Origin of the sequence: Butyrivibrio sp. NC3005, from assembly GCF_000424545.1 — a bacterium.
Lineage (GTDB): Bacteria > Bacillota > Clostridia > Lachnospirales > Lachnospiraceae > Butyrivibrio.
The window spans coordinates 16,797-35,074 of record NZ_AUKC01000043.1 but is presented as its reverse complement, the minus strand read 5'-3'; the positions used below and the strand labels follow the sequence as shown (position 1 = coordinate 35,074).

At 34.5% G+C, this 18,278-nt stretch carries 12 protein-coding genes; 11 read left to right on the top strand and 1 reads right to left on the bottom strand.

The genetic code is table 11. The features are described from left to right. The first annotated feature begins 151 nt into the window (after positions 1–151). The 9 genes from G634_RS0111725 to G634_RS0111685 all read left to right on the top strand — a co-directional run bounded on the left by G634_RS0111725 (position 152) and on the right by G634_RS0111685 (position 9,824). Positions 152–733, top strand: coding sequence for a thymidine kinase (locus tag G634_RS0111725; protein WP_026505440.1), 582 nt, complete (start codon positions 152–154; stop codon positions 731–733). 3 nt (positions 734–736) lie between these two features. Beyond that, a complete protein-coding gene (locus G634_RS0111720; protein WP_026505439.1) occupies positions 737–1,156 on the top strand; it encodes a hypothetical protein in 420 nt (139 codons plus the stop codon). Between the two features lie 185 nt (positions 1,157–1,341). Further along, entirely contained in the window at positions 1,342–2,469 is a 1,128-nt protein-coding gene (locus G634_RS0111715) for a glycosyl hydrolase family 8 (protein ID WP_026505438.1), read from the top strand. Positions 2,470–2,821: 352 nt separating this feature from the next. Next, positions 2,822–3,559, top strand: coding sequence for an acyltransferase (locus tag G634_RS19045; protein ID WP_051233910.1), 738 nt, complete (start codon positions 2,822–2,824; stop codon positions 3,557–3,559). 185 nt (positions 3,560–3,744) lie between these two features. Then, positions 3,745–4,998, top strand: coding sequence for an extracellular solute-binding protein (locus G634_RS0111705; protein WP_026505437.1), 1,254 nt, complete (start codon positions 3,745–3,747; stop codon positions 4,996–4,998). Between the two features lie 31 nt (positions 4,999–5,029). Continuing rightward, the gene (locus G634_RS19040) at positions 5,030–6,280 is read left to right on the top strand and encodes a carbohydrate ABC transporter permease (protein WP_051233909.1); all 1,251 of its coding nucleotides are present in this window, start codon (positions 5,030–5,032) and stop codon (positions 6,278–6,280) included. Continuing rightward, positions 6,277–7,119 carry a sugar ABC transporter permease gene (locus tag G634_RS0111695; protein ID WP_026505436.1) on the top strand — a complete coding sequence of 281 codons (843 nt, stop codon included), beginning with the start codon at positions 6,277–6,279 and terminating at the stop codon, positions 7,117–7,119. The genes G634_RS19040 and G634_RS0111695 overlap by 4 nt, the downstream gene beginning before the upstream one ends. Before the next feature lie 3 nt (positions 7,120–7,122). Beyond that, positions 7,123–8,850 carry a glycoside hydrolase family 13 protein gene (locus G634_RS0111690; protein ID WP_026505435.1) on the top strand — a complete coding sequence of 576 codons (1,728 nt, stop codon included), beginning with the start codon at positions 7,123–7,125 and terminating at the stop codon, positions 8,848–8,850. Then, the gene (locus G634_RS0111685) at positions 8,826–9,824 is read left to right on the top strand and encodes a LacI family DNA-binding transcriptional regulator (RefSeq protein ID WP_026505434.1); all 999 of its coding nucleotides are present in this window, start codon (positions 8,826–8,828) and stop codon (positions 9,822–9,824) included. The genes G634_RS0111690 and G634_RS0111685 overlap by 25 nt, the downstream gene beginning before the upstream one ends. Before the next feature lie 88 nt (positions 9,825–9,912). On the opposite strand, the gene G634_RS0111680 is transcribed toward G634_RS0111685, so the two are convergent. Beyond that, positions 9,913–11,277, bottom strand: coding sequence for a citrate synthase (locus tag G634_RS0111680; RefSeq protein WP_051233907.1), 1,365 nt, complete (start codon positions 11,275–11,277; stop codon positions 9,913–9,915). 301 nt (positions 11,278–11,578) lie between these two features. Between G634_RS0111680 and G634_RS0111675 the strand changes: the two genes are divergently transcribed. Further along, on the top strand, positions 11,579–13,660 hold the full coding sequence (locus G634_RS0111675; protein WP_026505432.1) for an EAL domain-containing protein: 2,082 nt from the start codon (positions 11,579–11,581) through the stop codon (positions 13,658–13,660). A 237-nt stretch (positions 13,661–13,897) separates the two neighbouring features. After that, positions 13,898–18,247: an EAL domain-containing protein gene (locus G634_RS20435; protein ID WP_051233905.1), complete on the top strand. Its 4,350-nt coding sequence runs from the start codon at positions 13,898–13,900 to the stop codon at positions 18,245–18,247. Positions 18,248–18,278: the final 31 nt, after the last annotated feature.

Sequence of the window (18,278 nt, the reverse complement as noted above, 5' to 3'; positions counted from 1 at the left end):
ATGACTTCTTGCTGAGATTTAGGATAATCATCAGCAAGAATCCTGCTTCGCAGGACAAAATTTGTCTTAACGACAAATTTTGGTCTGGTACGGTTATTGATTTTCCTGATGAAAACAATAACCTATACAAATAGGAAGGGGTGATAATTAGATGGCTAAATTATATTTTAAATATGGAGCAATGGGTTCATCAAAGTCTGCCCAGGCTTTGATTACTAAGTTTAATTATGAAGAACAGGGAATGAATGTTTGGCTGATTAAACCATCTACAGATACAAGAGATGGAGAAGACATTATTAAAAGCCGCATAGGACTTGAACAGCATGCAGACGTGATACTTCCTACAGATAGCATAATTGATAAGTACCAAAAGCATGGCAAAACAACAGTTATTATTTCTGATGAAAGTCAGTTTTTTACTCCAAAACAGATTGATGAACTAAGAGAACTTGTTGATGAAGAGAATATTCCAATTCTTTGTTTTGGGCTTAGAACAGACTTTTTGACAAATTTCTTTCCTGGTTCTAGAAGACTTATGGAGCTTGCAGATTCAATCACTGAGATAAAAACTGTATGTAAATGTGGTGCAAAGGCTACAGTAAATGCCAGAATTGATGCAAGAGGCAGAGTAGTAACAAGTGGTGATCAGGTGCTTCTGGGGGGAAATGACAGCTATGTTGCTATGTGTCATAGATGCTGGAGACATGCAATTAAGGAAAGTGAGAAAGATTAAGTAATGTTAGAAGGATTGTTAGACAAACTGTCTTTGAAAAAAGATGCAGAAGTTGAAAAATATACATATATATTAAGATATCAGGGACAGGTTATTTCATTTAGTGATGATATTTATGATACACTCGTTAAATTGATTGAGAAAATGGATAATACATCAAGCGTTAGTGTGGATTTTAGACCTGAACTTAAAGGATTGTGTTCATGGGAATTCAAAAAGAATCATGATAAGTATTATTCAATACTTACTTTTAATAAAAGAAATAAAAAAGTTAAGTACTTTGTTGAACCTCAGAGTCTTGATGAATTGCTTACTGTTTTTAAGAAAAGCTATTTTGATAAAGAAGCAGTTAGTTCTAAGATATTAAATGATATGAAATCTCTTGAGAAAGCAATAGGATGCAATACTCTTGCATTTGTTTAATATAGATTATTTCAAAATCATCGTGCTGGCGAACAAAAAATGATTATAAAATAGCAATAATTGAATAGAGTGTGTATTCTTTACATGATAAACTAGACACAATATGAAAAGCACTTTTATAAAAGATGTTTTCATATTGTGTTTTTGCTTTTAGTAGTAGAAAGTTTACATGGAGAAAGAATATTATGAAGACAAATTATAGAAACGTATTTGCAGAAATCGGCATTCCGGAAGAAAAGATTAATAAGCGCCTTGAGGAAATCAAGGAGCAGTTCTTTCACGGAGAGGATTCTTTTTATCACGAAGTAGGCGATGATATGGGTTACCTTGAAGATACAGGTAATTTCGATGCCAGAACAGAAGGTATGTCCTATGGAATGATGATTTGTGTTCAGCTCGGAATGAAGGAAGAGTTTGATCGTATTTGGAAGTGGGCTCGCACATATATGTATATGACAGAGGGCGAGAACGAAGGATATTTTGCATGGTCCTGTGGAACAGATGGAAAGAAGAATGCTTATGGAGCAGCTCCTGATGGAGAAGAATTCTTTGCAATGGCTCTATTCTTTGCGTCACATAGATTCGGTGATGGAGAGGGTATATTTAACTATTCTGAACAGGCAAGAACAATTCTTCGCGCATGCCTTCATAAGGGCGAAAACGGAAGACAGGGAAGCCCTATGTGGAATAAGGAAAATCACCAGATTCTTTTCGTACCTGGAATTGATTTTACAGATCCTTCCTATCATCTTCCACATTTCTATGAATTATATGCTCAGTGGGCTGATGAAGAAGATAGAGAGTTCTTTAAGGAGGCAGCAAAGGCAAGCCGTCTCTACCTTGCAAAGGCATGTCACCCTAAGACAGGATTCTCCCCAGAATATGGTGAATTTGATGGTACACCAATGAGCCGTCCGCTTCCATGGACAGATATTAGATTCGACAGATTCTTCAGTGATTCATACAGAACAGTTGCTAATATTGGTCTGGACTATGAATGGTACGGAATTGATGAAGGACAGAAGAAGGCAGCAGCAGCTATTCAGAGGGCACTTCTTGAAGATATGAGAAATGATTCATATCATATATATGAAGTTGATGGAAGAGTTGAGGGAGAGAAAGCACTTCACCCATTTGCTATTACCGCTACTGTTGCACAGTCAGTTCTTGCAAGTGATTTGGATGACATTGCAAAAGAATGGGTACAGAAGTTCTTCGATATGCCTCTTCGTACAGGTGAGAGACGTTATTATGATAACTGTCTTTATTTCTTTGCATTCCTTGCACTTAGCGGAAATTATAGAATTTATTAATGGATTTTCACGATTAACTTATTATTAAAACTTAAAGCCGTATTAGATTTTACCCAAAAATCTAATGCGGCTTTATTTATTAAGGGTTACCCCCAAAAATGGGTACTATACTATGGAATTGTATGAAAGTGATGAAGGAAGCAATGCATGAAATTGTTAGTAGTACTAGATATAAGTAATTAAATGACGGATTAAGCTTATATAATATGTTCAAATGTACTTGAAAATATTATGAAGTACGATATTATCTAATAAGAATAATTGTTGTTTTGCTTAGACAACAATGTGCATTATGCCACGAATTTTATAAAAAAGGTGCACACAATAAAAAATCGAGGGGGGCTAATAAAAAGTGAATCTATTAGATAGGATTCTTAATAAGGTTGTATCATACCGAGTTAATCACATTGTTTTTCCAAAAGAAATTGCAAAGAAGATGCCGATTTATTGCTCATGGCATGTTAAATGGAGTGGTATTCAAAAAGGTAGTATCAAAATGGATACAGATCAAATTTATAAAGGAATGATACAGATTGGATTTGACAGAATTGCAGAAGGACTTCTTGGAGGAAGACGTTCCATAGTGAGTATCACAGGTAATGGATGCCTTATTTTTAGAGGAAAAGCTGATCTATCACAGGGAATATCTATTTGTATTAGAGATGAGGCGCAGGTTAGTGTAGGAAAGGGTTTTTATTGCAACGGCTATTTTTCCATACGGTGCAGAAAAAAGATAACAATAGGAGATGACTTTATTGGTGGATGGAATGTAAGTATAATGGATTCTGATGGTCACCCAATATTCGATTTAAATCACGGTTTTATAAATCCAAGTAAAGATATTGTTATTGGAGATCATGTCTGGCTTGGAGCAGAAAGCAGAATTCTAAAAGGTGCTGTAATCCCTAATGGTTGTATTGTTGGATTGGGAAGTATCGTATCAGGAAAGAATATAAAGGAAAATGCAGTTTTAGTAGGTTCACCTGCAAAAGTGGTTAAAGAAGGTGTTGTATGGGATAGAGGAGATATTGCTACAATCGAAAAAGCTAAGAATTTGGCTAATATATCTTTAGAAGAACCAGTTGTCTAATACTTTAATCTAAATATTTAACAAAAAAAGCACAAACTAAAATTTGTTATATACAAATTTAGGTTTGTGCTTTTTTTGTTAGGAAAGCGCTTTCCTAGATTTTCGTTGACCACAAAATTGTGCAGTGAAATAATTAGTATTGTTAAAGGGTAGCAAAAAACGTATTTTTCAGGGAGGTTTATAAAATGAAGAAAACACTTATTTCAGGTATTCTGGCAGCATCAATGATTGCATGTCTAAGCGGATGCGGAGGTAATAAATCTTCTGCCGCAAACAATGTGGATGACTTAAATTCTGGTTCTAAAGAAAATGAATCATCTTCTACCAGTAAAAAAGACGTCACTTTAAAAGTCTGGGGTGCACAAACTGATCAGGAATTGTTAAAAGAGCTTTGTGAAAAGTTCGCTTTAGAGCATCCTGAAAATAATTGGACTTTCGATTATGGAGTCGTAGGAGAAGCAGATGCACAGGCAAGGTATCTTGAAGATCCTGCTGCGGCAGCAGATGTTTTCTCATATCCTGATGATCAGATAACAACACTTGTTCAGGCAGATGCTTTGTATGAAGTAACCAGAGATGTAGAAAAGATAAAGAAGGAAAATACACCTGGATCAGTAGATGCGGCTAGCTATAATGGGATTTTGTACGGTTATCCTATGACTGCTGATAATGGATATTATCTTTATTATGATAAATCTGTTTTAAGTCAGGATGATGTTAAGACATTAGATGGAATTCTTGAAGCTGCCAATAAGAAGGGCAAGAAAGTACATATGGATGTGTCGAATGGCTGGTATCTTGCTTCATTTTTTATCGGAAACGGATGTACATTAACACTTGATGAAAGTGGAAAGCAGGTATGTGATTTTAATAGCGAAAAAGGACTTGAGGCAGCCAAGGCAGTTAGAGAGTTCTGCAATAATAAAGCATTTGTAACAGGAGATGACAGTGTATTACAGGGAGGAATCGGTGATAATATTTGCTGCGGAATTAGCGGTCCATGGGCATCAGAGAGCATCAAAGAAAAGCTTGGAGATAATTTTGGAGCAGCAAAGTTACCAACATTTACCTGTGGTGGAAAACAGGTTCAGATGGGTTCATTTCTTGGATGTAAGATTCTTGGTGTAAATACACAGACTAAGTACCCTGTGGAAGCAATGGAACTTGCTAGGTACCTTACAAATGAAGAGTCACAGGCAAGAAGATTTGAAGTGTTAGGATACGGTCCGTCTAACAATAATGTCGCTTCTTCCAAGGAAGTAGCATCTGATCCTTCACTTAAGGCTTTGGCAGAGCAGAGTAAATTTGCAATAAGCCAGCACATAAATGGAGATTTCTGGACTCCGGCAGAAGCTTTTGGAGCAGAACTCGAAGCACATTCCAAAGGTGATCTTAAGAAAATGCTTGATAAGCTTGTAGAACAAGTGGCAGGAAAATAAAAATAGCAGGTAATATGTAGAAGGATTTGAAATGATAATACTAAATTGTTTGTATATTATTGCGGAAGTACTGCTGGCGATTTTCTTCTTTAGATTTGGTTTAAAGTATATTTCACATTTCGGTACACTTGGAGAAAATACACAGTTAAAAGTTTGGAATGAAGAACTACAGATTTATGAGCGCAAAACTGGAGATAATTCCATGCTCATACTTCTTTTCTCAGTATTTACAATTGCAGCGATTATTCTTTTTATTTGGATACTGTGTCTTATTGTAAAAAACATTCGGAAAATGATACAGCTTAATAAAAAGGGTGAACATATTCTATCATTTAAAGAAGTTTTGATGGATTTATTAGATGGAAAATTTCATATCACTCTTTTGGCTGCTCCAATGATAACTTTGGTTCTATTTACGCTTTTGCCTATTATCTTCATGGTGCTGATAGCATTTACAAATTTTGATTCAAGTCATCAGCCCCCAGGAGAACTGTTTACGTGGACTGGGCTAACAAATGTAACTGATGTATTTCTTGGAAATTCAACAAAAACACACACATTTTTTGGAATATTAGGATGGACTGTTTTGTGGGCAATCCTAGCAACATTTACTAATTACATTTTAGGAATGCTGCTTGCTATTCTCATAAACCACAAACTGGTTAAGTTCAAAAAAATGTGGAGGACACTTTTTATTATTTCAATTGCAATTCCGCAGTTTGTAAGTCTTTTGCTGATTTCAAGGGCATTAGAGCCGGCAGGTGCAGTAAATGCTGCGCTGCTTAAGTGTGGAATTATACATTCGCCTCTTCCTTTCCTTACCAATACAACTCTTGCAAGAATATGTGTTGTGGTCATAAATATGTGGATAGGAATTCCATATACGATGATGACATTTAGCGGTGTTCTTATGAATATTCCAGCAGAGTTGTATGAGAGTGCGGAAATTGATGGAGCAGGAGTATTGCAGAGTTTTATAAGCATTACACTTCCATATATGATATTTATTACAGCTCCTGCTACCATCACTACATTCGTAGGTAATATCAACAATTTTAATGTTATCTATCTTCTAACTGCAGGAGGTCCGTTTGCACTTGATTATTATCAGGCTGGAAAAACAGATCTTTTGGTTACATGGTTATATAAACTGACAGTTGATCAGCATGATTATGCCCTTGCCTCCACAATCGGTATTTTTATTTTTATGATCGTATCAATCGCATCATTGACAGTGTATAACCATATTGGTTCAGTTAAAAAGGAGGATATGTTCCAATGAAAAGACATAAGAAAATGGTAAGCATAGGGCTACATGCATTTTTAACTTTACTTGCCATTATCTGGCTTATACCAGTGTTTTGGCTTGTATTATCCTCCTTTAGAGCTGAAAAAGGTGCGTATACATCAAATCTTTGGCCAAGGAGCTTTACCTTTGATAATTATATAAGACTATTTACAGATACAAGACTTTTTAATTTTCCAAGATGGTTTATTAATACATTATTTGTAGCAGTATGCAGTTGTCTTATAACGACTATTTTGACCTTAATGGTTGCATATGTATATTCGAGACTTAGATTTAGGACAAGGAAAGGGCTAATGAATGTATCTCTTATACTTGGCATGTTTCCAGGCTTTATGAGTATGATTGCAATATATCATTTCATGAAGGCAATAGGACTTGATCAGACACTTTTGGCACTTATTCTTGTTTATTCTGGAGGTGCTGCACTTAATTATTACATAGCAAAAGGATTTTTTGATACGATTCCAAGGTCGTTAGATGAAGCTGCAAGAATAGATGGAGCCAATAGACATATTATTTTCTGGAAAATAATATTACCTAATTCAAAACCTATAGTAGTAAACACTGCAATTAATGCTTTTATTGCTCCATGGGTGGATTTTATTTTTGTATCAGTAATTATGAAAGATAATTATGACAATTATACAGTTGCCAAAGGATTATATACGATGGTAGATAAAGCAAATATTTTTGAGTATTATACATCTTTTTGCGCGGGAGCTGTTTTGGTTTCCATACCTATCGTGGCACTTTTTATCAGACTGCAAAAATACTACGTATCCGGAGTAACAGCCGGCGCTTCGAAAGGATAAGGCATGATATATTCAGCAATTTTTCATCGTCCAATGAGCGAATATGCTCATGCGTATGATGAAACTCACTATATATTTCGCGTAAGAACAGCCCCAAATGATATACAAAATTGTTTGTTCTACTTCGCAGACAGAGCAGCTATGACACCAAACCTTTCTTTTTCTTTCCTCCCTATGAAAAAAGAAAGAAGTGACAAATATTATGATTACTATGAGGTACTTCTTGAAACAAATTTACAGAGAATTGCATATTATTTTGAACTTGATGATGGAAATGAAAAAATTTATTATTTTGGAGATTGTTTCAGTAATACCCCTATAGCAGAAAGATCAGAGTATTTTCAGCTTCCATTTAATCTTAGGGCAGATAGAGTAGTTATTCCAAAATGGGTAAAAGATGCTGTTGTTTACAATATTTTTCCGGACAGTTTTGCAAATGGCAAAAGGAAAATGATTCCTCAAAAGCAAAGTACTGAATATAATAAAGAAGAATGTAAATCTCTTCTTGGAGGAACTATAAACGGAATCAGAGAAAATCTTGATTATATACAGAATCTTGGCTGTAACTGCATCTATTTAAATCCTTTTTTTGCAGCGCAGTCATATCACAAATACGATTTATTAGACTATTTTCATGTTGATCCAACAAGGGGAACAGATGAGGATTTCAGGCTTTTAGTAAACAAAGCACATGAGAAAAATATGCATGTTATTATAGATGGTGTGTTTAATCATGTAAGCTGGAGACATCCTTTTTTTAAAGATGTCATGGAAAAAGGTAAAGGTTCCAAGTATTACGACTTCTTTTATGATCTTCCAGAAAGACCTGTATTTCCCGAGAATGGAAAAGAACCAGAGTATATGTGTTTTGCCTATGTTCCGGAAATGCCTAAAACGAATACTGCAGATGATAGATTAAGAAAGTATTTCTGTGATGTGGGCACATATTGGATTAAAGAATTTGATGTTGATGGATGGCGCCTTGATGTTGCAAATGAACTAGATGACAGATTTCTAAGGACATTTAGAGATACTGTTAAAAGTGTCAAAGAAGATGTACTTGTCATAGGAGAAGTATGGGAGAATGCTAACCATTATATTAATGCAAATATGATGGATGGCGCTATGAATTATGATTTCAGGAGATTTTGCAGACAGTTTTTTGCAGAAAGAAAAATTGATGCTAGTCAGTTCGATGCAAGAGTAACAAATATGCTCTTAAGATACAAAAAACAGGCTCTTTATGCTCAGCTGAATTTATTAGATAGCCACGATGTCAGCAGATTTATGAGTGTTTGCAATAATGATAGAAACCGTTATGAAATGGCACTTTTGTTTCAAATGGCTTTTATAGGCATGCCATGTGTTTTTTATGGAGACGAAAAAGGCTTGTGCGGTGAATCTGAAAAAGAATACAGAAGGCCTATGGATTTTGAAAAGAAAGATAATTTGGAAGAAATCTACAAAAAGTTTATAAAGCTTAGACAAAAGTATTCATGCCTTAGAGAGGGCAAATTTGAAACTATTCTGGCAAAAGGCGGTTTTTACGGATTTAAGAGATATAATGATAAAGAAGAAATCAGTATCTTTATTAACAATAGTAAGAGCGATTTATTTATTGAAGTAAATGGAGAAATTCTTTTTAAGAAAAATTATACAGAAAAAATAATACGTGAAAACGGATATATTATCGTACTGGGAGGAAAATGTCGGCTACTATTTATGAACTAGCAAGTAAAGCTGGAGTATCTATTTCAACTGTGTCCAAAGCTTTAAATGATAGTTATTCAATTTCGGAAAAGACAAAGCAAAGAATACGCGAAATGGCAGAAGAAATGGGATATTTGCCAAACGCAAGAGCCAGAAGTTTTGCCAGACAAAAAAACGGCATTATTATTTTTGGTGCAGACTTATCCAAAGGTGTTGGTTTCGAAAATCCCCATATGTTCGAGATAGTGACAGGAGCTGAGAGGTATCTAAGTGATAAGGGATATTCACTTATATTAAAGCATATCCCAAAAGATACTGCTCCGGAAAGCGTTAAAGAATTGATACAAAGTAATGAAGCAGATGGATTAATTCTTCATGCGGGAATTCTGACAAAACAGCTTTCTTACGTTCTAGGGAAAGAAACTTATCCCTATCTTATTATTGGAAAGCCTGATTTTGCGAACACTCTTAGCTGGATGGATGTAAGTCATGAGTCAGCAGGACAGATGGCAGCTAATTATCTTTTGGATAAAGGGTATAGAAGAATTGTCTTTCTAATGGGAGATGAAAATAAAGACCAGATTTCCCTAAGGCGTCTTGATGGGATAAATATTGCTTTTGGCGAAGAAGAACTGTTTGTTGAAACTATTGCGGGAATAAGTAGTTATGAGAAAAGCAGGGCGGTAACAGAAGAAATATTGAAAAGAGATAAGATTCCGGAAGTGATTTTGTGTACGAATAATTATCTGTCAATAGGATGCTTGCAGAGTATTCATGCAAAAAATTTGCGAATTCCGGAAGATATAGCTATCATGACCTTCGATAATTATCCTTTTTCTATGTTGCTAGAGCCGACACTTACAGCTATTGAAGTAGATATGTTCGAGATGGGGACTCAAGCGGCAAGATTTATTCTTCAAAAAATAAAAAAACCAAATCTTTTGACACAATCGTTTTGTACTACGCCTTTGCTTTTGGAAAGAGAGTCAACGTAAATAAGGAGATAACCGTATAAGCTATCTCCTTATTTATTTGAGATGGAAATCTATTTTTATTTTATCGTAAAGGATAAAAAAGGGGACATTATATTCTTCTACTTCCTATATCTACAAAGTCTTGTCTTTCACCAACATATTTTGTAGCAGGACGCATGATTCTTCCGTCATAGAGCTTGTTTTCCACATTATGAGCAACCCAGCCAACAACTCTGGCAATAGCAAATAGTGGTGTGAATAAATCCATAGGAATTCCCAGCATTTCATAAGCAAATCCAGAATAGAAGTCAACATTGGTAGGAAGAGCTCTCTTTTTTCTTTCAGCTGTAACTTCATGAACTGTGTCTTCGAAGAGCTTGTAGAAGTTGAACTTTTCCTCACAATTCTTTTCTTTGGCAAGATCTTTTGCCATTCCGCGAAGAATTTCTGCTCTAGGATCTGTGATAGTGTATACTGCATGTCCGAAACCATAGATAAGACCACTATGATCATACATTTCACCATCCAGAAGATCATTTACAACTTTTTTTACTTTCTTCTTGTCTGTTGTATATCCGATTTTATCAACAACTTCCTTCATCATTTTGGCGACAGAAATATTGGCACCACCATGTTTTGGCCCTTTTAAAGCACCAAGAGAGCCGCATATAGCAGAATACAAGTCTGTTCCGGTTGAACCTATAACAACATCAGTAAAAGCGGAATTGTTTCCGCCGCCGTGATCTGCGTGAATCAGAAGAAGTGCATCTAATACATTAGCTTCTCTATTGGTAAATTCTCCGCTTGGTCTAAGAAGCTGGAGGATGTTTTCAGCAATAGAATACTCTTTAATAGGATAATGAATTACAAGGCTCTTTCTGAAAGTGTCATGCATTTTTGCTTGATAAGCATAGCAAGCAAGTGAAGGGAACTTAGCTATAAGGTTAAGTCCTTTTCTCATTGTTTCATAAACATCTATATCATCTGGAGCATCATCATAGTTGTAAAGTGATAATGTAAGTGTCTGAAGTCTGTTCATGAGGCTGTTAGAAGGTGAACGAAGTATTTCATTTACCAAAAATTTGTCAGGCAAATCATATCTGTCAGAAAGTGAAGTCTTAAAATCCTTGAACTGTTGTTTAGTAGGAAGAAATCCGAATAAAAGAAGAAAACAAGTTTCCTCGAATCCAAAATTTCCCTGACGGTTATTAATCAAATCAGTTATGCTATATCCTCTATAGAGCAAGTCACCTTCACAAGGGGCAACCTGACCATCTTTATTAACCTGATAACCTACGACATCTGATACTCTGGTAAGTCCGATACGAACACCAGTTCCGTCATCGTTTCTTAGACCTTTTTTGACATTATATTTCTGGAAAAGATCATTTGGGATGTCGGTATAGTTTGATGATTGGCCAAAAAATCTAGCCAGAATATAATCATCATGATATGTGGTCCTACGTGTAGCCATGTTACCCTCCTAGCGCATTGTTACATTTTATTTTTATAAAAAGCTTAGATATTTGTCGTATTTATATGATTTAAGGAGTAAAGGAAGTTACTGCTTAATCGTCTGTATCATAACCATAATATATAAACACTTTATTAAAGTCAAGTGCTAAAGCAAAAATTGAATTAAATTTTTGACAAGAAATCATTCTCTAAAGAAATTATTAAATCTATATAGGTATGATTTAATAATAATCGAAAAAAGTCGATATAACTTTAGAACTTATATTTGGTTAGTGTTTCACTTTTTATAGAGGTCTAATATGCTTTGGTATTCACAATATGAAGTAACAGCATTGTTTATTATAGCACTTTTTATATTCTATTTTTCTATTCAAAAAGCTCTTCCCATGAGGAAAAGCTATGCTTTTAATGCAATAATGCGTACATCTTTTGAAATAGTAGTAACAGATTTAATAGCATCCTATCTTTGTACCTTCTATGATAGGTATCCTAGTTGGATACTAGAGTTTTCCAATGAGCTGTACTTTTTTGGCGTAGTGCACGTTTTCTATTTGATATTTGCATATTGCTGGAATATAACTGCAGAATATGCTAAAAAACCGATTTTGAGAATGACCATATACAAAATACCTCTTTTTGTCATGCTTACGATTTTGTTGACTAATCCTATAACCGGATATCTTTTTACAGCCAATAAATATGATGGATTTAGACGTGGACCTCTATTTTATAGTGTTTTTGTGCCTTATTGCCTGTTATATCTTGTAATGAGTATTTCTTACTTTTTTTATCATAGAAAGTATTTTCCATTTTCGGTTAAAGCTCCGGTACTTTTTACTTTGTTTTTGATTTTGTCATTTTATAGTGTTCAGGTCTTTTTGACTCCTTATATACTTCTTTTTGGAATCAGCCTTGCACTTGGTTCTGGGATTTTATATTTATCTATTCAAAATCCTGACTTTGACAAAAATTCCAAGACAAAAGTATATACAGCAGAAAGTTTCAAGAGGTATTGTGATGAACTATTAAGAAATGGTATAAAAACAAGATATATTGGAATAGAAGTTGCAAGTTATACGACAGTTATTAAAATTTATGGACAAGAAAAAGCGAATGCGTTTATAACTTCTATTGCTGATTTTTTGCGCAAAAAAATAAAAGGTGTTAAAACATTCTATTTGCATAAAGGAAAGTTTGTACTGGTACTAAATTCTGATATTAATGAGAAGATTATTTTTGACAGGCTCTGCGAGTATTTTTCACAGACTTATAGGATAAATGAAAACGATTTAATTCCACTAGTTCATTTTGTATTTATCCCAAGAATTATGAAAACAGAAACAGTAAATGATGTCTTGGAATGCATTCAGATGGGGTTTGATATGCAGAAAGATAAAAACAGTCTGACTCTTCTTAGTTGTGATCAGGATCTTTATGATTCTATGGTTCGTGATAGAGAAATAAGGCGAGCTCTTCATGAAGCTGTGGATAAAGACAATTTACAGATTTTTTTTCAACCTATATTCAATAATGAAAAAAATAGAATTACTTCAGCTGAGGTATTGGTAAGAATCGACGATGCAAAGCTTGGAATTATTCCACCTGATTCATTTATCCCAATTGCAGAAGAGGACGGAACAATATTGCGCCTGGGGCTTCAGGTATTTCACAAAGTCTGTCAGTTTATAAGGGAACATAACTTGGATGATATAGGACTGGAATTTATCGAAATGAATCTTTCACCTATACAACTAATGCATTCAGAGCTCGCAGATGAACTTATAGCAATTTCCCATAGGTATGAAGTGGGATTGTCCAATATTAATTTTGAGATTACGGAGACATCAACTTCCGATATTACCAGTTTTCGCCAGACCATGAATAGACTAATCGGAGAAGGTGCAAAGTTTTCATTAGATGATTATGGAATTGGATATTCCAACCTTATAAACGTTTTGTCTATGCCATTTCAGATTGTTAAAATTGATAAGTCTATAGTGTGGGGATACTTTAATGGTACAGATTCACTTCTTCCAAGACTGATTGAAATGTTCCAAGAAGACGGACTTATGATAGTGGCAGAGGGTGTAGAAACAGAACATATGCAGCATGTTTTAGGGCTGATGAATTGTCATTATTCACAAGGATATTTGTATTCGAAGCCTATTCCACAGGAACAGTTTCTTATCTACATGCAAAAGCATAAAGCAATTTGCGATATACGTAATAAGTATTTGAATCCTTCAGATATCAAAGCTTTGAATAATATGCCTATTATTTTAGGACAAGATACTTTTCAGGAAAAGATTAGAAATGGAGTATTTGTAGATAAAAAAGTATTGGCAAAAGAATATGAAAAGAATGTAACAGCTTCGATGTAGTTATAGGTTCTTGTTTTCATCAGGAAAATCAATAACCTATAGTTTATTAGGCTGCAATACATCATAGCTACGCAATGAATTTGAACTAATATTAAAAAAAGTTGGTGTTTGCACACAATATCGTCTATAATAGTATATGAAATAAACTGTCGCGCTAAACTGGTTTTACCACAAACAGGTTGATAGGTTATTGTCTGTATAAAACAGACAGTTACTTTGAAGGGGGCTAGCTACACGATGGATCAGCAATTTGATAGAGATTTTGTTAATGCAAGTACTACTATGGATGCTGATGAACTAACAGGGTTGATGAACAAACGCTGTTTTATTGAGTTTGCTCAGGAACTGGTGGAGTCGGATTTATTCTATTCGAATAAGTATTCTCTTATTTATTTTAACTTAGTGCATTTTAAATATTACAATGTAAAATATAGTACCAAAGAAGGAGATAAGGTTCTTATAGAAGTTGGTAAGATTTTGAAAGAAAACTTTGAAGAGAGCCTTGTTTCGCGCTTTTCTGATGACCATTTTGTGGTATTTACAAATGAACTTAATATATCAGATAGAATAGAGATAATACGAGATCAGGTATCAGAACTTCGATCTAGGAGCAGAATTCGTATAAAAGCCGGTATCTATGAATATGAGTCAAATGAAATCGAAGTATCTTCTGCGTGTGACTATGCCAAGATTGCCTGCGATTCAATAGAAAATAATGTTGAACAGCATTATTGCAAATACGATTCCATTTTACAAAAAAATGCAGAAATCGAAGATTATGTCTGTGCTAACATAGACAAAGCATTAAAAAAAGAAAACATCGAAGTTTTCTATCAGCCTGTAATAAGAGCTTTAACCGGAAGATTGTGCAGCATGGAGGCTCTAGCAAGATGGGAAACCAAAGAGTATGGAATGCTTAAACCAGAGCAATTTATTTCTGCACTTGAAAAAAGCAGACAAATCAGTAAGCTTGACGTATATATAATCAGGAAAATCTGCGAAAACTTAAAGAAAAGACTCGATGCATATGAAGATGTTGTACCTATTTCTTTTAATCTATCAAGAATAGATTTTGTTAATTGTGATATTTTCAAAGAAGTAGAAACAGCAGTTATAGATAATGCTATTCCCAGAAATCTTATCAGTATAGAAATAACAGAAGGAATAATGGTAAGCAGCAAATATATTCAGAGTGTTATACATAAATTCTCTGAAGCTGGTTACTATATTTTGATGGACGATTTTGGAAGTGGTTACTCAGCGCTTAATGTATTAAAAGATTTAGAGTTCGATGAAATAAAATTCGACATGGCATTTCTAAAAAATATGAATGCCAGAACAGTCGAAATACTTACGTCTATGGTTAATATGGCCAAAAAAATAGGAGTTCATACGTTGGCAGAGGGCGTAGAGAATGAAGACCAACTTCGTTTTCTATGTAGTATAGGATGTGAGAAAATCCAGGGATATTTCTATGGAAGTGCCAGCAGATATGACGATCAGCTTCAACATCTAAGATATTTTGGAATAATGCCTGAGAATCAGGAGTTAAGAGTACTTTATGACAAAGCCGGACTACGAGATTTGATAAATGAGAACCCGATTGCTTTATTTTTTGATGATGGTAAAAGATTTGAACTACAGTTTTCTAATGCAGCATATCAGAAGATAAATGCTTCTCCTGATTTTTCAAGTCATGAAATTATAGAAAAAGATATGAATTCTACTGAATCTCCTCTTGGAAGAAAGTTCAGGAATCTTGCTAATCGTGCCAGAAGAACAGGGCTTATTCAGAGGATGACTTTTGTAAATAGAAACCATTATTTCAAGTTCTCGTTTGAAACATTATCAACCAGCAGTGTTGGCTGTGTTCATTTTGCAAGGATAGAAGATGCAACTTATGATGATGAGCAAAAGTATATTTCGAATTTAAATGAAGCACTTAGAAATCTTGTTCTTATGTATGATCGAATTTATCTTATTGATTTGGAACAGGATACAGAAGATATTCTTGCTACTAACCTTGTTTCTGAGAAAGCAGGAGATACATTACTTGACCTGCAGCAGATTTTGGCTTTTTATAGAGAACACTATATTTATCCTGAGGATAGAAAGAGATTTTCGGAATTCTGCAGCAAAGAATTCATTATAAATGCAATACTTCAGAGTGGACGAGGAATATACTCAGAAGATTTCAGAGTAAGAGATGATGATGGAAGTTATCACTGGATGGAAACAAACGTCATGATATTACCGGAATCTAATCAGAAAAAGCTCCTTGCCTGTATGAAGACATCCTGTTGGGAAGATGAAGGAACTATGAAGACTTTCAAACAGCTTAGTCAGGCTAAAAATTATTATGATGAGGAAGGAAGAGTTTGGGAGAATGAGAGTAGCCTTTGGAGAAGTTTTATTTCCTCTTCAACTTTGAAAGTATTCTGGAAGGACGAGAATAGACGTTTTGTTGGAGCCAGTAAATCATTTCTTGATTATTATGGATTTTCTTCAGTAAAAGATATATTGGGAAAAACAGATGAAGAAATCGGCTGGCATATAGAAGACGAAGATTTTAAGAAAATAGAGGAACAAGTTATAACAACAGGCACACCTTCAGTCAATATTGAAGGAAAAAATATAGTAAGAGGCAAGATAAGGAGCATAGTAGTCAGTAAATTTCCTATAAATAAAGGAAATAAGATAAATGGACTTATAGGCTATTTTGTAGATAAAGAGGAAGTTACTAAAGCCTTTGGCGAGAATGATTATAAGTCTGAGACAGATTCTGTGACAGGGTATATGAACATTGTTTCAATGATGGCAAATTTGGAAAAATATGACTCCGGCAACAAGACGAATAATCAGGAATATATAGCTGTAATGGTATGCGTTGAAGAGTATAAGAGCATAGTCGAGGAATACGGTGATGAAACAGGAAAAATGCTTATTAAACGTGTTGCGGGTATTATAGGAAAACACTTTGATAAGAGTGCATTTATATCCAGACTTAAAGATTGCAAATTTGCCATTTGGTCAAGAAATGTTTCGTCAGAGGAAATACATGACAAGCTTCTTGATTGCAGGAAAAAAATAAACGCTATCCACGAAATCAATAAAAATAAAGTTAACCTGACAGCTATTTCATCATTTGCCAGTAGAAATGAAGTATCAAATGGTCAGGAATTATACGAACTTCTTATCAAGAGGCTATATGAAGTAAGAAATCTTGAACTTGGAAGAAAAGAGTTCGATGAAAAAGTTATTATTTTTGATAGAGAAAAGTTTGATGATTTAAATGAACTTGTATTTATGAGTAGTACCAGTGACTATTCACTCGTATATTTAAATAAATATGGCAGAAAACTCCTTGGACTTGGCGAAAGAGAGTCACTTCGCGGGCTAACATGTCATGACATAATAAAGTCTATGTCTACTCCATGCACAGAATGTAGGCTTTCTGGATGCGGAAGAGATACTTTTACCAGCGGAGTGTGGCACATTCCAACTCTTGGTAAGGATTTTTTGGGGAAAAACACGATTATTCCATGGAAAGGAGAAAACTATTTCTTTTCCATGAATCTGTGCCTTGATGATTATTTTAAGAATACCGGAAAAGGTTTTGACAGATTTACAAACGGAAAGACATTAAATGATATTACATCAGTGTTGGAACTTGCACTTGAAAAAAATGATATGAATTCATCGCTTGAACTTATGATGAGTATTATAGGTAATTATTGTCTTGCAGATAAGGTACTTTTTTTTACAAGAACAGAAAAAGAAAATCTTATTCTTGAAAAATCATGGGCAAGAGAAGGCATAGAGAAAAAAGAAGACGTTCAGATAAAAGTACCTCTTACAAGGGTTCTTCCATTCTATAAGATTTTTAATACCGGAAAGAATATTGTGATTCCGGATATGGAGAAGAATAAGAGCCTTGGAAGATTTCTTAAAGATGGATTTATAAAGAACGGAGTTAAAAGTCTTATAGCTGTAGAGATTAAAGTTGATGACAAAGCAGTTGGTTTTTTGCAGATAGATAATCCATGTGCTGAATCTCTAGATCAAAATGATATGACTATAAATGGAGTTATAAGAATCTTCAATATGCTGATTCAGACTCAGTCTAGTATTGAGAAACTGCAGGCTATAGGCAATGAAGATGCACTTACAGGAGTTCAGAATAGAAGAGCTGCACAGAAATACATACAGAATATGGATGATGTAGGTTTTGCTATTATCTTTGGCGATATTAATGGACTAAAAAAAGTTAATGATACACAAGGTCATGAAGCGGGAGATAAGCTTATTAGAACAACTGCGAAAGTTTTAAATAATCAGTTTGGAGCCAATCATGTATTCAGACTTGGCGGCGATGAGTTTGTATCAATTGTCGAAATGCCCAATAAAGACGATGTTGACAGCGTCATGGAACAGCTGCGATCAAGTTTTGTGAAGAATCATATCAGTATCGCCCTCGGAGCAGTTTGGAAACAGCATCCAGGAGAAGATGCAGAGGCACTTATAAGAGAAGCCGACAAGAGAATGTATGCTAATAAACAATATATGCATGAGGAGAGAAAAGTATAAAATAAATAAGAAATTTGTCCGATATAAGTTG

What these genes read in the sequence shown, in the direction of transcription:
- G634_RS0111720 (WP_026505439.1), top strand. Translation starts at nt 737, where the DNA reads ATGTTAGAAGGATTGTTAGACAAACTGTCTTTGAAAAAAGATGCAGAA.
- G634_RS0111690 (WP_026505435.1), top strand. Translation starts at nt 7,123, where the DNA reads ATGATATATTCAGCAATTTTTCATCGTCCAATGAGCGAATATGCTCAT.
- G634_RS0111680 (WP_051233907.1), bottom strand. Translation starts at nt 11,277, where the DNA reads ATGGCTACACGTAGGACCACATATCATGATGATTATATTCTGGCTAGA.
- G634_RS0111725 (WP_026505440.1), top strand. Translation starts at nt 152, where the DNA reads ATGGCTAAATTATATTTTAAATATGGAGCAATGGGTTCATCAAAGTCT.
- G634_RS0111715 (WP_026505438.1), top strand. Translation starts at nt 1,342, where the DNA reads ATGAAGACAAATTATAGAAACGTATTTGCAGAAATCGGCATTCCGGAA.
- G634_RS0111695 (WP_026505436.1), top strand. Translation starts at nt 6,277, where the DNA reads ATGAAAAGACATAAGAAAATGGTAAGCATAGGGCTACATGCATTTTTA.
- G634_RS0111675 (WP_026505432.1), top strand. Translation starts at nt 11,579, where the DNA reads ATGCTTTGGTATTCACAATATGAAGTAACAGCATTGTTTATTATAGCA.
- G634_RS0111705 (WP_026505437.1), top strand. Translation starts at nt 3,745, where the DNA reads ATGAAGAAAACACTTATTTCAGGTATTCTGGCAGCATCAATGATTGCA.
- G634_RS20435 (WP_051233905.1), top strand. Translation starts at nt 13,898, where the DNA reads ATGGATCAGCAATTTGATAGAGATTTTGTTAATGCAAGTACTACTATG.
- G634_RS0111685 (WP_026505434.1), top strand. Translation starts at nt 8,826, where the DNA reads ATGTCGGCTACTATTTATGAACTAGCAAGTAAAGCTGGAGTATCTATT.
- G634_RS19040 (WP_051233909.1), top strand. Translation starts at nt 5,030, where the DNA reads ATGATAATACTAAATTGTTTGTATATTATTGCGGAAGTACTGCTGGCG.